A 13,736-nucleotide genomic window follows, 5' to 3' on the forward strand; every position below is an offset into this window, starting at 1 on the left:
ACGTATAACAGCCGAAAACGCAGCGTTACCATCCGCTAATCAACCGAAACTGCGAAATGCAATCGAACATTTTGTACCTCCGGTTGTGGAGTAAATTTTCTCTGCTTTAAAAAACTCGTGAAATATTGAAATTTGAACGCAGAGAAGCGGATTGTGAATGTCCGCTTTCCAAATGTGCAAAAGGAACAATGCCCAGGAAGACACTTTTATGTGTCCTTCAGGACATTGTTCCTTTGCACATTTAAAATTTTCCTGTTATTTCTATTTCCTGAACGCCAGAATCTCTTCTGCATTCTTGATCCGTTCTGCACTTGGCGGATTGATCCCTTCAAGCTGATATGGAATTCCTAAATTTTCCCATTTGAACACGCCCAGCGTATGGTATGGCAGTACTTCCACACGCTCCACATTTTTCAGCGTGTGAATAAAATCTGCCAGCCGGTGCAAGTAATCATCACGGTCGCTCCGCTCCGGAACCAGTACATGACGGATCCATACCGGTTTTCCCATATCCGATAACTTTTCTGCCATAGCCAGAATATTTTTGTTGGTCTGACCGGTCAGTTTAATATGCTCCTGTTCATCAATATGCTTGATATCCAGAAGAATCAGATCGGTGTATTTCATCAGTTCCAGCCATTTTGAATAGAATGGCTCTTTTTCCGTGTAAGGATTGCCGCTCGTATCCAGCGTTGTGTGGATCCCCATCTCTTTTGCCTTGCGAAACAGTTCGATCAGAAAATCAATCTGAAGCAGTGGTTCTCCTCCACTGACAGTAATACCGCCCTTATTTCCCCAATAAGTGCGGTATTTTACTGCCTGTTTCAGAAGGGCATCAGCTGTGTAGCTTTTGCCGGCTGTCATATTCCAGGTATCCGGATTATGACAGAACTGGCATCGCATCGCACAGCCGCTTAAGAAGATCACATAACGCACACCCGGACCGTCAACCGATCCAAAGCTTTCCAGCGAATGGACATATCCTGTTTTTGCCCCGTTTTCCATATTACATTCTGTCGTGGCAGGTTCTTGCGATAACGTCAAGCTGCTGTTCTCTTGTCAGGTCGATAAATTTAACAGCATATCCTGATACACGGATTGTGAAGTTTGCGTATTCTTCTTTTTCCGGATGCTCCATAGCATCGATCAGTTTTTCTTTTCCGAATACGTTTACGTTCAGGTGATGTGCACCCTGTTTGAAGTAACCATCCAGTACATGAACCAGATTTTCGGTACGCTCTGCATCATCGTGTCCCAGAGCACCCGGGTTGATGGTCTGTGTATTGGAGATACCATCCAGTGCATCTTCGTACGGAAGTTTTGCAACAGAGTTCAAAGATGCCAGCAGACCGTTCTGTTCTGCTCCGTAAGATGGGTTTGCTCCAGGTGCCAGAGGCTCGCCTGCTTTTCTTCCATCTGGCAGAGAACCGGTTGCTTTACCGTATACTACGTTTGATGTGATTGTCAGGATAGAAGTTGTCGGCTCAGAATCACGGTAGGTATGGCAGTATTTCAGTTTATCCATGAATGTACGCAGCAGCCATACAGCGATCTCGTCAGCTCTGTCATCGTCATTACCGTATCTTGGGAAGTCTCCTTCGATCTCATAATCGGTAACGATTCCGCTTTCATCACGAACCGTTTTTACTTTTGCATACTTGATTGCGGACAGAGAGTCTACTACATGTGAGAATCCTGCGATACCGGTAGCAAATGTACGTCTTACATCTGTATCGATCAGAGCCATCTCTGCTGCTTCATAGTAGTATTTATCATGCATGTAATGGATCATGTTCAGAGTTCCTACATACAGATGTGCCAGCCAGTCAAGCATGGTGTCATATTTATCCATAACTTCATCATAATCCAGATATTCGGATGTGATCGCCTGATATTTCGGTGCTACCTGATCTCTTGTCTTCTCATCTACACCGCCGTTAATCGCATACAGCAGACATTTTGCCAGGTTTGCTCTTGCTCCGAAGAACTGGATCTCTTTACCTGTCTCAGTAGCAGATACACAGCAACAGATAGAATAGTCATCGCCCCATACCGGACGCATAACATCATCGTTCTCATACTGGATAGAGCTTGTTGTAACAGAGATATGTGCTGCATATTTTTTGAATGTCTCAGGCAGACGTTCGGAATACAGAACGGTCAGGTTCGGTTCCGGTGAAGGTCCCATGTTTTCCAGTGTATGCAGGAAACGGTAATCATTCTTTGTTACCATAGAACGTCCGTCCATACCCATACCTGCTACTTCCAGAGTTGCCCATACCGGGTCACCGGAGAACAGCTGGTTGTAAGAAGCGATTCTTGCGAATTTTACCATACGGAATTTCATAACCATATGGTCGATCAGTTCCTGAGCTTCTTTTTCAGTCAGGATGCCTGCTGCAATATCTTTCTCAATATAAATATCAAGGAAAGTAGAAATACGTCCGACACTCATAGCTGCACCGTTCTGTGTCTTGATGGCAGCCAGATATCCGAAGTACAGCCACTGAACTGCTTCTTTTGCATTCTTAGCCGGCTCGGAAATATCATATCCATAGGACTGTGCCATTTCTTTCATTTCCTGCAGTGCACGAACCTGGTCTGCGATCTCTTCACGCAGCTGGAAGTCACCACGACGCATACCCTGACGGTTTGTAGCAGTAAAATCTGCTTTCTTTTTCTCAATCAGGTAATCGATACCGTACAGAGCCACACGACGGTAGTCACCTACGATACGTCCGCGTCCGTAAGTATCCGGAAGACCGGTCAGGATCTTGTTATGACGTGCTTTTAACATTTCCGGTGTATAGATATCAAATACACCCTGGTTATGTGTTTTATGGTATTTGGTAAAGATCTCATGAAGCTGTGGATTTGGTTTATATCCATACATTTCACAGGATTTCTCAGCCATCTTGATTCCGCCGTATGGCATAAATGCACGTTTCAGCGGCTTGTCTGTCTGCAGACCGACAACCTGCTCCATATCTTTCATGCTGTCATCAATATAAGCAGCTCCATATGCAGTGATGCCTGTTACAACATCAGTCTCCATATCAAGGACACCGCCCTTTGCTCTCTCTTCTTTCTGAAGTTCAGATACTTTTCCCCACAGACGATTTGTTGCCTCTGTAGGTCCCTCCAGGAAAGAATCATCTCCGTCATATGGTGTGTAGTTGTTCTGAATAAAATCGCGGACGTCTACGCCTTCTTTCCAGAGTCTTCCAGCGAAACCATCCCACTGTTTAAAATCCTTCATGTTTTCTATCTTCCTTTCTCTGTGATTTTGTGTTTCTATGTTTTGTCGCTTTCATCTTAACATAGCACAAGATGTAGTGCAAGTATTTTGTTAAATACATAACAAACGTTGCCGTTCTTTTTTCTGTACAATTTTCCTTTGAGAAACCATTCTGAAAAATATAACAGAAGCATTTTCTTTCAGACATAAAAAACTGCCTCTCGTTTTCACGATAACGCAGTTTCTTTTTTCTTTTATTCTGCTGCCGTCTCACCGGCTGCTTCGGTTACTGTACTTTCAGCAGAAGTCTCTGCTGCAGTTTCTTCTGTCGTTTTTTCTGTTGTCTCTGTGGACGCTTCACTTGAAGTTTCTGTCTCAGCATTTAAACCGTTCATGTAATGATCCAGTGCATCTGTTTTCATTTCATATGTATGAGACGCATCTTTCTGAACATTCTGGTATACTGAGAAACCAATCCAGCCAACAAGAGCAACCAGCACGATAATGCCCACTATTTTCCAGAGCAGTAACTCTCTTTTTTCTTTTTTCTGAAGCTTTTCGCGTTTCTGCTTTTCTTCTTTGTAGCGATCCACTTTTGCCTGACTCATGTCTTTCACTCCTTATATATAGTTTCTTAATAGTATGATGTGGGTGTCAAAAGTCCCCAACTATGATGCCTACGGATTGTTCCGTGCGTTGCACTCCCACAATCCTTTCTAGCATCATAGTATACACTATTTTAAAAACTTATGCAACTACGATAATTCCACCATCGTTTGCATACATGGTGCTGACACCTGCGGTATTGACCAGGATCACATCTTTAAACGGCAGCCTCTTTATGATCTCCTCTTTTACCATCTCTGCCCTCTGCGGACAATTACAGTGAGCGATCCCAACCATACGCTCCTGTGGATCGGATGATTTTTTCTCCTCGATTGAATTGACCATTTTTACAAGAGCTTTCTTCATGCCTCTTGCCTGATCCAGCTGAATAATCGTGCCTTCGTCTGTTGATCCCATGACCGGTTTGATCTTCAGTGCAGTCGCTACCAGAGCCTTTACGGTACCGAGACGGCCGTTTTTACGAAGGGTGTCCAGATTTTCCAGGACAAACCAGGTATCCTGTGAGAGAATATAAGCCTCTGTCTGTTCTACAACTTCTTCAAAAGAAAGTCCCTTCTCTTCCAGCTCCTGGATTTTCAGTCCGATCAGCGTCTCACCAACAGATGCCGAGCAGGAATTGAATACATAAACTTTTGCATCCGGATGATCCTCCAGATAGAGATTTTTACCAAGAACTGCACTGTTGTAAGATCCACTCAGTTTTTCTGAAAGCGTCACTGCATAAACATGATCTGCATCACAGTCGTAGGCATCACGATATATTTCCGGTGATGGGCAGGAAGATTTCGGACAGTTTGGGCACTCCGCTACTTTTTTTAAAAACTCTGCCTGGTTGAAATGTTCCTCATCATCCTGTACAATATACTCATCCACCTGCAGTGTCAGCGGTGCAGACACAAAATTGCCGCTCTTTTTCATCTCATCTGTCAGCTCCCCACAGCTGTCGATCACTACTCTGAAACTCATCTATAAATCCTCCATATTAAATTCCGCTTATTCAAATCTATACAGAAATGTGCATCGCCGCAGTATGAAAATAAAAGTGCTGCGATGTTCACAAGCCAGACCTTCTGTAGATTTTCACAGAATTTTTATCTTCTATTGATATGGTATGAATGTCAAAATTCAAGTCGAACGCACGTGAGACTTGGTGCGTGATTCTGGTCAGCGAAAGCTGACATATTCTTCTCAGAATCACTGCACATTCTCGCGGAGCGTTTATCTCAGTCGGAGATTGTACTCCCACTGAGAAAGACTTGTTATTACTCACCACTTGCAGAAGTGGGAGTCTTCTCGACTGAGATAAATCTTAACACTCACATCATGTTATCTGGTTTTTAATACTACATTCTACTATAACACATATCACATATTTTGCAATGCTTTTCTTCTTTTCTTTTTCGGTTTTTTCCGCTATACTGAAAAATACACGGACCATATCACCAAAATCCTGTATATGTCCGCTTTCTGACAGGAGGTACTTATGATTTCTATTCCTATAACTGAAGTAAAATTGTTTATGAACCATCTGCTCTGCCGCAGTACCTTTGATGCATTCTGCGTTCCGGAGCTTTCTCTTTCTACATTTGCCTCTTTCCATATGGATGGACATATTCTGAAAGATTATTATACGAAAGAAGAATATGAGACACTCTATAAAGACCGTACACCGATCGCCCGCTGGAAACAGCTGCGTCCCGTCTGCTTTGAACTGATCCGCGGCAACCACACACCGCTTTCTTTCTCGATCGTCCTGCAGCTCTCTTCCCATGCAGTCGAATCATTTCTGTCCGAAACAGATACTTCTTTCACAGTCTCCGACATCAACGGCCTGTTTTTAAATCTGCGTTATAAAGATAGTCGGCTGAATGCTGTAACCGGAACATCTCTTAACATTTTCTCAATGGATAAGTCCCTGGAACATGCCTGGGATCAGAAAATCCAGAAGTTTATACTTTCTTTAGAAAGTTAATACTTTTTTGTTAGCACTCGTTGCGTTTGAGTGCTGATTTTCTCTTGACATTTCCATAGAACGGTACTAAACTATCTTGCATAGGGCAGTCATAAGAAAACTTGGCTGCTGCAAGATTATTGGAAAGGTGTGAACGATTATGAGTAATACAAATAGAACAGGTAACTTATCCATCGACAGTGACAATATATTTCCTATTATAAAGAAATGGTTATATTCTGACCACGATATTTTCATCCGTGAACTGGTATCCAACGGATGTGATGCCATCACCAAACTGAAAAAACTGGAAATCATGGGTGAATATACTTTTCCGGAAGATTACAAAGCTTCTATTCAGGTTATCGTAAATCCGGAAGAAAAAACTATGAAATTCATTGATACCGGTCTTGGTATGACAGCAGACGAAGTCGAAGAATACATCACAAAGATCGCTTTCTCCGGTGCGACTGCTTTTCTTGAGAAATACAAAGACAAGACAAATGCAGATGAAATGATCGGTCATTTCGGTCTTGGTTTTTATTCCGCATTCATGGTAGCAGATGAAGTACATATCGATACACTCTCCTACCGTGACGGTGCAACAGCTGTTCACTGGGAATGTGACGGCGGCACACAGTACACGATCGGTGACGGCAGCAAAACAACCGTAGGTACAGAGATCACTCTTTATTTAAATGAAGAAAGTGTTGAATTTGCAAACGAATACCGCACAAGAGAAGTTCTGGACAAATACTGCTCTTTCATGCCGGTTGAGATCTTCCTCTCCAAAGCAAACGCAGAACCGGAATACGAAACCATTGAAGAGAGCGAACTGCGTGACGACGATGTTGTGATCGAACACATCCACGAAGATGCCAAAACAGAAGAGAAAGAAAATGAGAACGGTGAAAAAGAAATCGTTGAAGTTTCTCCTGCAAAAGAAATGGTTAAAATCCAGAAGCGTCCGGTTGCTTTAAATGATATCCACCCACTGTGGACAAAGCATCCGAATGAATGCAGCGAAGACGAATACAAAGATTTCTACCGCAAAGTATTTATGGATTACAAGGAACCTCTGTTCTGGATCCATCTGAACATGGACTATCCGTTCAATCTGAAAGGTATCCTCTACTTCCCTAAGATCAACACAGAATATGACTCTGTAGAAGGTACGATCAAACTTTACAACAATCAGGTCTTTATCGCCGATAATATCAAAGAAGTGATTCCGGAGTTCCTGATGCTCTTAAAAGGTGTGATCGATTGTCCGGATCTGCCTTTGAACGTTTCCAGAAGTGCATTGCAGAACGACGGTACTGTAAAGAAAATTTCTGAATATATCAGCAAGAAAGTTGCAGACAAACTGACCGGCATGTGCAAGACCGACCGTGAAAATTATGAGAAATACTGGGATGATATCAGCCCGTTCATCAAATACGGCTGCATCAAAGATGACAAATTCTATGACCGTATCAAAGACTGTCTGCTGTTCAAGAACCTCGACGGCAAATATCTGACTCTTCAGGATTTTGTTGCAGAAAACAAAAAAGAAGATACTGCGGAAGCTGTAAAAGAAACAGAAAGCACAGAAAATGCAGAAGAAAAGCAAAAAGAAAAAACTGTACTTTTCTATGTCACAGATGAAGTACAGCAGAGCCAGTACATCAATCTGTTCAAAGAACAGGGCATTGATGCTGTGATCCTGAAACATAATATCGACTCTGCTTTCATCACACATCTGGAGCGTCAGGATGACACCATCAAATTCGAGCGTATCGATGCAGATGTCAATGCAGATATGAAAGAAGAAGTTTCCGAAGAAGATCTGAAAGAAGAAAAAGAAACTCTGACGGATGTATTCCACAAAGCACTGAACAATGATAAGCTGGAAGTCAAAGTAGAAAAGCTGAAAAATGCTTCTGTCTCTTCGATGATTGTTCTGTCTGAGGAAACACGCCGTATGCAGGATATGATGAAGATGTATAATATGTACGGTATGGATCCGAACATGTTCGGCGGTCCTGCTACTTTAGTTCTGAATGCAAACAATGAACTGGTTCAGTATATCTTCAATCACAAAGATTCTGAACATGTACCGATGATGTGTGAACAGCTCTATGACCTGGCAATGCTGAGCCATAAACCACTTGCACCGGAAGAAATGACCAAATTCATCACCCGCAGTAATAAGATCATGATGCTGCTGGCAAAATAAAACAGATGAGCAGACAATCCCCTTCCCTGACCGGGAGTTCTTTAAAAAAGATTGCAATGATTACCATGCTCATTGACCACATAGGTGCCTGCGTTTTCGAACGCGGGCTCCTTTTGGTAGATGAAACACGAAATGATGCGGCTCTTTTTGAAATGCTTCGGAACACAGACCGTATCCTCCGTCTGATCGGCCGTGTCTCCTTTCCGATCTTCTGCTTTTTGTTAGTAGAAGGATTTCTGCACACGCACGACCGAAAAAAATATGCACTCCGCCTTTTTCTGTTTGCACTGGTCTCGGAAATCCCTTTTGATCTTGCGATCATGGGACGTCTCTTTGATCCAGTACACCAAAACGTCTTTTTCACCCTGCTGATCGGACTGCTTGCTATGATGCTGTGCGATTACTTCCGAATGCAAGCACAGCCTGTGGCACAGGTGCTTGTTTTAATCCTGGCAATGGTGCTTGCATGGGCTCTGCATACAGATTATGGCTATCGCGGTGTTCTGCTGATCGAACTGCTCTATATTTTCCGCTATGATCGGATGAAGCAGGTCGTAGCCGGAGCTGTTGCCTTTAGCTGGGAGACGACTGCACCGCTTGCTTTTATTCCTGTCTGGTTCTATAACGGAAAACGCGGGAAATCCGGCAAATGGTTCTTCTACTGGTTTTATCCGGTGCATCTGCTGATTCTGTGGGGAGTTAAAACATTCTTGTTGCCAATTCTTATTTCAGTATAAAGCATTGATTTGGGGAGACATTTTCTGATATAAATAGAGCTTTCATGAAAGTCTATAAATTTGTGCATGTGCAAATGAACGAATTCCCCGAAGGGAACGTAAAACAGCATAGCCATGATGAATTCGAAAACAAATCGTACTGACGGTAGCAAGGCTTCCGTCGTGAGGTTTGCGATGTTGCTGCCCCCGAGCCGCTGTTTGAGCCTCGAAGAGGCGAGTTTAGGCGAAGGGCGGCTAACACACGAGCGAACCGAACAGGAAACGAAGCGTGTCAGGAGATTGTTTTCGAATCATCATGGCGTCCTATTTTACAAAATCATTTTATGACGTTTATTTGCACATACTCTGCTGTTTTTCGCAGACAGCACCTTATAAAACTTCCATCATTTCTTTACACTCGCCAGGAAATCTCCGTCTGAATTTCTCAGGCAAGCACTACAAGATATTTTCCACCCGGAAGTGCAAACACTTCGGATGCCTGCAAAATCTCGTCTTTGGAAAGCTGTGCCGCATCCATTCCGCTCTCATCCAGATAGTCACGTACATCTTCGATACTGTCAAGTACGACCGCCAGATTATCCTCAAGGAACTCTTCTGCCTCCTGCGGTGTCTCTGCCACTTTTTCATCAAACAGCTGCAGCTGTTTGTTTAAAAACGTCTCAATACATTCTTTGCTGAAATTTGCCATGATCAAATCCTCCTTTTTTCTCTCCGGCCCACTTGCCAATTACAAGTATTGATTAAGATCCAAATATCTTTTGATCTCAACATCTCATTATTTATTTCTGCTTCTTTAGCAGCTCCTGAAGTGCCTTTATGACCCCTTTTTCTTCGTAGCTTCCAACGATATGTTTTGCTGCCTCTTTGACTGCGGTTCTTGCGGTAGAAACTGCACATCCCTCTCCTGCTGCCAGGATCATTCCAAGATCGTTGTGATTATCCCCGAATGCCAGCGTCTCTTCTTTTTTTACCTGAAAATACTGCTGTACGAACTGAAGTGCTGCACCTTTATCGGTTCCTGGCTTCATAAAATCAATCCACGGTGCACCTGCCACTACGGTGTTTAATCTGCCCTGCCAGTAATCTTCGATTTCTTTTGCATAAGGCCGAATCCCGCTTTCACAGTACAGAGACATTTTGATCACTTTCAGTTTGGTGCCGTCTTCGTCATCATCAAAAACCATGTCATTCTGATAGCCATCCACCATCATTTTCCGATAGGACAGGTCATCACTTCCGGTAGAATGCATCGCTTTTGTTGTCGATAAGGTCAGATGCATATTCGGGAAATGTTTTGCATATTCCTGCATCTCTTTTATCAGGTTCGGATTGATCACGGAAGCATAAAGTTCTTCGTCCTTCCATACAACGTTGGAACCATTTTCACTGATAAAAAGCATCTGATCTGTCACCGGAGCAAACAGTCGTTTCAATCCCATGTACTGTCTTCCGCTTGCTGCCGCAAAATAGATATCACGTTTTCGAAGTTCCCGGATCAGATCAAAAATTTCTTCCGGCAGCACAGAACTGCTCTCCCGTATCAGTGTGCCGTCAATATCGGTTGCTACCAGTTTTATCACTTGTTGTCTCCTCCGTTTATCTTTTCCAGGATCTCAATCAGTTCCTGTGGTTTTTCAATCACATATTCACTGTGATTTTCTTCTAATTCTTTTCGGTCGCGGAATCCCCACAGAACCCCTACCGGATGCATATGTGCCGCATTGCCGGTCTGCATGTCCGTGTTTGTATCTCCGACATAAAGACATTCTCCGGTCTCTACTGCAAACTTTTCTGCAATGGCAAACGCTCCGTCCGGTGCGGGTTTGCGTCGGATTGTTTCTGTCTGTCCCTGGATGTAATCAAAATAATCTTTTCCAAACAGACTCTCCACCACATCGATGGCCTGAGCATGCGGTTTATTGGAAAGTACGGCGATCCGGATCCCTCTTTTTTTCAGTTCTGAAAGCATCTCGCAAATACCCGGAAACGGCTTTACATGGTACATGCAGTCTTTTGCAAAATACGCTTTGTAAATGCTTTTCATCTGCTCAAACTGACTGCAGTTCGTATCACCGGAATCCCGCAGGGTACGGCGGACCAGTTCATCTACGCCATCACCTGCATAATATTTATAATTTTCCACCGGAAATGCCTGGTATCCGATATCCCTGAGGGCACGATTGCCACTGTAAGCGATGGATTCCACGGTATCTCCGATCGTACCGTCAAGATCAAAAATTGCTGCTTTTATCATAAGATCACTCCTCTTTTGTGAACGGTTTTCTGCCGCTACAGCATAACACGAAACTGGTTTTCCGTCAAATTTCTGTAACACTTTTCATGCAATCTTTGTCATCTCTACCGACATTTATCGGACAGAGGCACGGTCGCACATCATATCTGCGAACTGGCTGCCGCAGTGTTCCACCTCTTTGAGTACCAGACAGATACCGTACTCGCTCTGATACCAGTTTTCTTTTGAAACACCCCTGGTAATGACCGGTGAGACGATAAATTCGATTTCCGGGAAAACAAACTGATAATACATCAGACATCTTCTGGCGTGATATGCCTGACAGGACAGGATCACTTTTTTTAAATGCAGCCCTTTTTTCTCGAGAAGATCCTTGGTAAATAATGCATTCTGATAAGTATAAGATGCTTCTTTTTCCTGCAGAATATCGCTTTTTTTTACCCCTTCATCCACAAGGATCTGCGTCAGAAAATCACTTTCTGTCTCAAAATATCTGCCTTTATATTTCTCCGGTGACTGTACCTCAGTAAATTTTCCTTCCACAATGCTGTACTTTCCAGAAGGCACGATAAGTGATGCAAAGCCCTGCTGATAAAGCTCTGCCGCATGCTGTGCGATCTCACCATACAATCCGCCCGGAACAAAGATCGCATCTGCTTTTTCCGGTTTCTGTTCTGTGAAAATAAAATCTGTTAATGCATCATAAAATTTCATGCTTTTTTCTCCTGTATTTTGACATATTTCACCCACCATGCTATACTAATTGCTGATACATTTCAAGGAGGAAATGAACATGAAAAGCAAAGCATTCAGGTCTGCCTTTCCTCACACACTTCCGGTTATGGCAGGCTATCTTTTTCTTGGTATGGGCTTTGGCATACTGCTTGAAAGCAACGGATATTCTTTTATCTGGGCTTTCTTTATGTCCATCTTTATTTATGCCGGCTCGATGCAGTATGTGGCGATCGATCTGCTCGCAAGCGGTGCCAGCCTGATCTCCACCGCGATCATGACACTGATGATCCAGGTACGGCATCTCTTCTACGGTCTTTCCATCATCGACAAATACAAAGACACCGGAAAGAAAAAGCTTCTGCTGATCCATGAGCTGACCGATGAGACCTATTCTCTGGTTGCTACAACCCCGGTTCCGGACGGTGTGGACAAGGGATGGTTCTATTTGTTTATCTCCATGCTGGATCACGTTTACTGGATCATCGGCTGCACGTTCGGTGCACTCTTTGGTTCCCTGGTCAACTTCAATACAAAAGGTGTGGATTTTGTCATGACATCACTGTTTATTGTAATCTTTACTGATCAGTGGCTGAACAGCAAAAATCATATCCCGGCAATCACCGGTGTGATCTGCTCTGTGATCTGTCTGCTTCTTTTCGGGCCGGACCGTTTTATCATTCCTGCCATGCTCTTCATTCTTACGATCCTGACACTGCTTCGTAAGCCGCTGGAGGAGCATATGGAAAGAGAAAATCAGAAAGGAGATGATTCACATGCGTAGTATCCCGGATTCTCAGGCAATCGCCATGATCGCGATCATGTCCTTACTGACTTTTTTTGTACGCGGACTTCCGTTCCTTTTGTTTTCTGGAAAATCCAAGACACCTGCTTACATCATGTACCTCGGAAAAGTACTTCCTTACGCTATCATCGGTATGCTGGTGGTTTACTGCTTCAAGAATGTTTCCCTGCTGCAGGCACCGTTCGGACTGCCAGAGCTGATCGCCGGCATTGCCATCGTTCTGGTACACTGCTGGAAGAAAAACACGCTTCTCTCCGTTGGAGGAGGGACACTGTTTTACATGTTTCTTGTTCAGATAATTTTTAAATAAACCCCTTTTCTTTTTTATAGAAAAGTATTACAATACCATATATGAAATATTATATAATGCCAGTGTCAAAATTTCAAAATATCGTTCTTACCTGCAAGCTAAGACATTGGGATCTAGGGCACTTGGTACTGACTGAAGCATAGCTCAGAATTGCGAAAATTACCTTATAACAGAGCAATTCGCAGACATCAGTCAGGATTTTAAAACAGGAGAAAGGAGTTCGTTTATGTCAAAAAAATACAGCAAATGGCTGGTAGGTGCTGCACTTTTGGGAGCTGCCGCAGGTGCCGGACTTGCATATTTCAAAAAACATAAAAAAGAGAAAGAGAATTGGGAGGATGATTTTGAAGATTTCGAGGATGATTTCTTAGATGATGACCTTGAGGATCTTGATGGTGAAGATGCTGCCGATGCCCGCGAGTATGTTACCATTCCATCCTCTTCCGTACCGGAGGAAGCAGCGGAAAATGCCGCTGATACGGCCGAAGCCATTTTCGAAAAAGAAGCAGAAGAAGAGACCGTCAAAGCTGAGGCAGAAGAACCGAAAGAGACAGCTGAGGCTGTCACTGAACATGCAGAAGCAGAAAGCAAACCGGAAGACGCTGACGAAGAAGAAACTGTTCCGGAAGAGGCAGAAGAAATGGTTGCTGATGCTGGCGAAGAAAAATCAGAGGAAGAAACGCCGGAAGCTTAAGTTCTGATTTGCTTCTGTTAAAATTCAAGAGTGTGCAAATTGCAATTCCATCCCTTTTGCAGTTTGCACACTTTTTGTTTCTGTCTTTTTTTCAGAGATTTTTTTGAAAATTTATTGTTCTTATCTACAGAGGTATGCGTCATCCCACATCTGATATACAAAAAAGGAAT

The 13,736-nt window shown here is 43.3% G+C and carries 14 protein-coding genes; 6 read left to right on the forward strand and 8 right to left on the reverse strand.

The genetic code is table 11. The features are described from left to right. Positions 1-261 precede the first annotated feature (261 nt). The 4 genes from pflA to ACLTL4_RS09495 all read right to left on the reverse strand — a co-directional run bounded on the left by pflA (position 262) and on the right by ACLTL4_RS09495 (position 4,831). A complete protein-coding gene (gene pflA, locus ACLTL4_RS09480) occupies positions 262-1,005 on the reverse strand; it encodes a pyruvate formate-lyase-activating protein (RefSeq protein ID WP_022118648.1) in 744 nt (247 codons plus the stop codon). A gap of 1 nt (position 1,006) precedes the next feature. Next, positions 1,007-3,259, reverse strand: coding sequence for a formate C-acetyltransferase (gene pflB, locus ACLTL4_RS09485; protein WP_022118647.1), 2,253 nt, complete (start codon positions 3,257-3,259; stop codon positions 1,007-1,009). Positions 3,260-3,492: 233 nt separating this feature from the next. Further along, positions 3,493-3,846, reverse strand: coding sequence for a hypothetical protein (locus ACLTL4_RS09490; RefSeq protein ID WP_022118645.1), 354 nt, complete (start codon positions 3,844-3,846; stop codon positions 3,493-3,495). Between the two features lie 139 nt (positions 3,847-3,985). Continuing rightward, complete coding sequence (locus tag ACLTL4_RS09495; RefSeq protein WP_022118644.1) at positions 3,986-4,831, reverse strand: DegV family protein; 846 nt, start codon at positions 4,829-4,831, stop codon at positions 3,986-3,988. A gap of 517 nt (positions 4,832-5,348) precedes the next feature. Here ACLTL4_RS09495 and ACLTL4_RS09500 point away from each other — a divergent pair. The 3 genes from ACLTL4_RS09500 (at position 5,349) to ACLTL4_RS09510 (ending at position 8,771) form a co-directional block, all read left to right on the forward strand. Beyond that, positions 5,349-5,837, forward strand: a complete 489-nt coding sequence (locus ACLTL4_RS09500; protein ID WP_412290609.1) for a DUF5721 family protein — start codon at positions 5,349-5,351, stop codon at positions 5,835-5,837. 139 nt (positions 5,838-5,976) lie between these two features. Then, on the forward strand, positions 5,977-8,034 hold the full coding sequence (htpG, locus tag ACLTL4_RS09505) for a molecular chaperone HtpG (RefSeq protein ID WP_022118678.1): 2,058 nt from the start codon (positions 5,977-5,979) through the stop codon (positions 8,032-8,034). 5 nt (positions 8,035-8,039) lie between these two features. Beyond that, positions 8,040-8,771: a TraX family protein gene (locus tag ACLTL4_RS09510; protein ID WP_022118679.1), complete on the forward strand. Its 732-nt coding sequence runs from the start codon at positions 8,040-8,042 to the stop codon at positions 8,769-8,771. A gap of 424 nt (positions 8,772-9,195) precedes the next feature. On the opposite strand, the gene ACLTL4_RS09515 is transcribed toward ACLTL4_RS09510, so the two are convergent. The 4 genes from ACLTL4_RS09515 to ACLTL4_RS09530 all read right to left on the reverse strand — a co-directional run bounded on the left by ACLTL4_RS09515 (position 9,196) and on the right by ACLTL4_RS09530 (position 11,739). Next, the gene (locus tag ACLTL4_RS09515; RefSeq protein WP_022118680.1) at positions 9,196-9,459 is read right to left on the reverse strand and encodes a hypothetical protein; all 264 of its coding nucleotides are present in this window, start codon (positions 9,457-9,459) and stop codon (positions 9,196-9,198) included. A gap of 91 nt (positions 9,460-9,550) precedes the next feature. Next, on the reverse strand, positions 9,551-10,351 hold the full coding sequence (locus tag ACLTL4_RS09520) for an HAD family hydrolase (RefSeq protein ID WP_412290606.1): 801 nt from the start codon (positions 10,349-10,351) through the stop codon (positions 9,551-9,553). Continuing rightward, entirely contained in the window at positions 10,348-11,025 is a 678-nt protein-coding gene (locus tag ACLTL4_RS09525; RefSeq protein WP_022118682.1) for an HAD family hydrolase, read from the reverse strand. Before ACLTL4_RS09525 ends, ACLTL4_RS09520 begins: the two co-directional genes overlap by 4 nt. A 114-nt stretch (positions 11,026-11,139) precedes the next feature. Beyond that, a complete protein-coding gene (locus ACLTL4_RS09530) occupies positions 11,140-11,739 on the reverse strand; it encodes a YdcF family protein (protein ID WP_178089168.1) in 600 nt (199 codons plus the stop codon). Between the two features lie 79 nt (positions 11,740-11,818). On the opposite strand from ACLTL4_RS09530, the gene ACLTL4_RS09535 reads away from it, so the two are divergent. From ACLTL4_RS09535 to ACLTL4_RS09545, 3 genes are all read left to right on the forward strand, one after another. Then, a complete protein-coding gene (locus ACLTL4_RS09535) occupies positions 11,819-12,541 on the forward strand; it encodes an AzlC family ABC transporter permease (protein WP_412290603.1) in 723 nt (240 codons plus the stop codon). After that, positions 12,534-12,872: a branched-chain amino acid transporter permease gene (locus tag ACLTL4_RS09540; RefSeq protein WP_248835134.1), complete on the forward strand. Its 339-nt coding sequence runs from the start codon at positions 12,534-12,536 to the stop codon at positions 12,870-12,872. Before ACLTL4_RS09535 ends, ACLTL4_RS09540 begins: the two co-directional genes overlap by 8 nt. 226 nt (positions 12,873-13,098) lie before the next feature. Next, entirely contained in the window at positions 13,099-13,566 is a 468-nt protein-coding gene (locus ACLTL4_RS09545; RefSeq protein WP_412290601.1) for a hypothetical protein, read from the forward strand. The last annotated feature ends 170 nt before the right edge of the window (positions 13,567-13,736 follow it).

The organism is Hominisplanchenecus sp. (assembly GCF_046967715.1).
GTDB classification, from domain to species: Bacteria; Bacillota; Clostridia; order Lachnospirales; family Lachnospiraceae; genus Hominisplanchenecus; species Hominisplanchenecus faecis.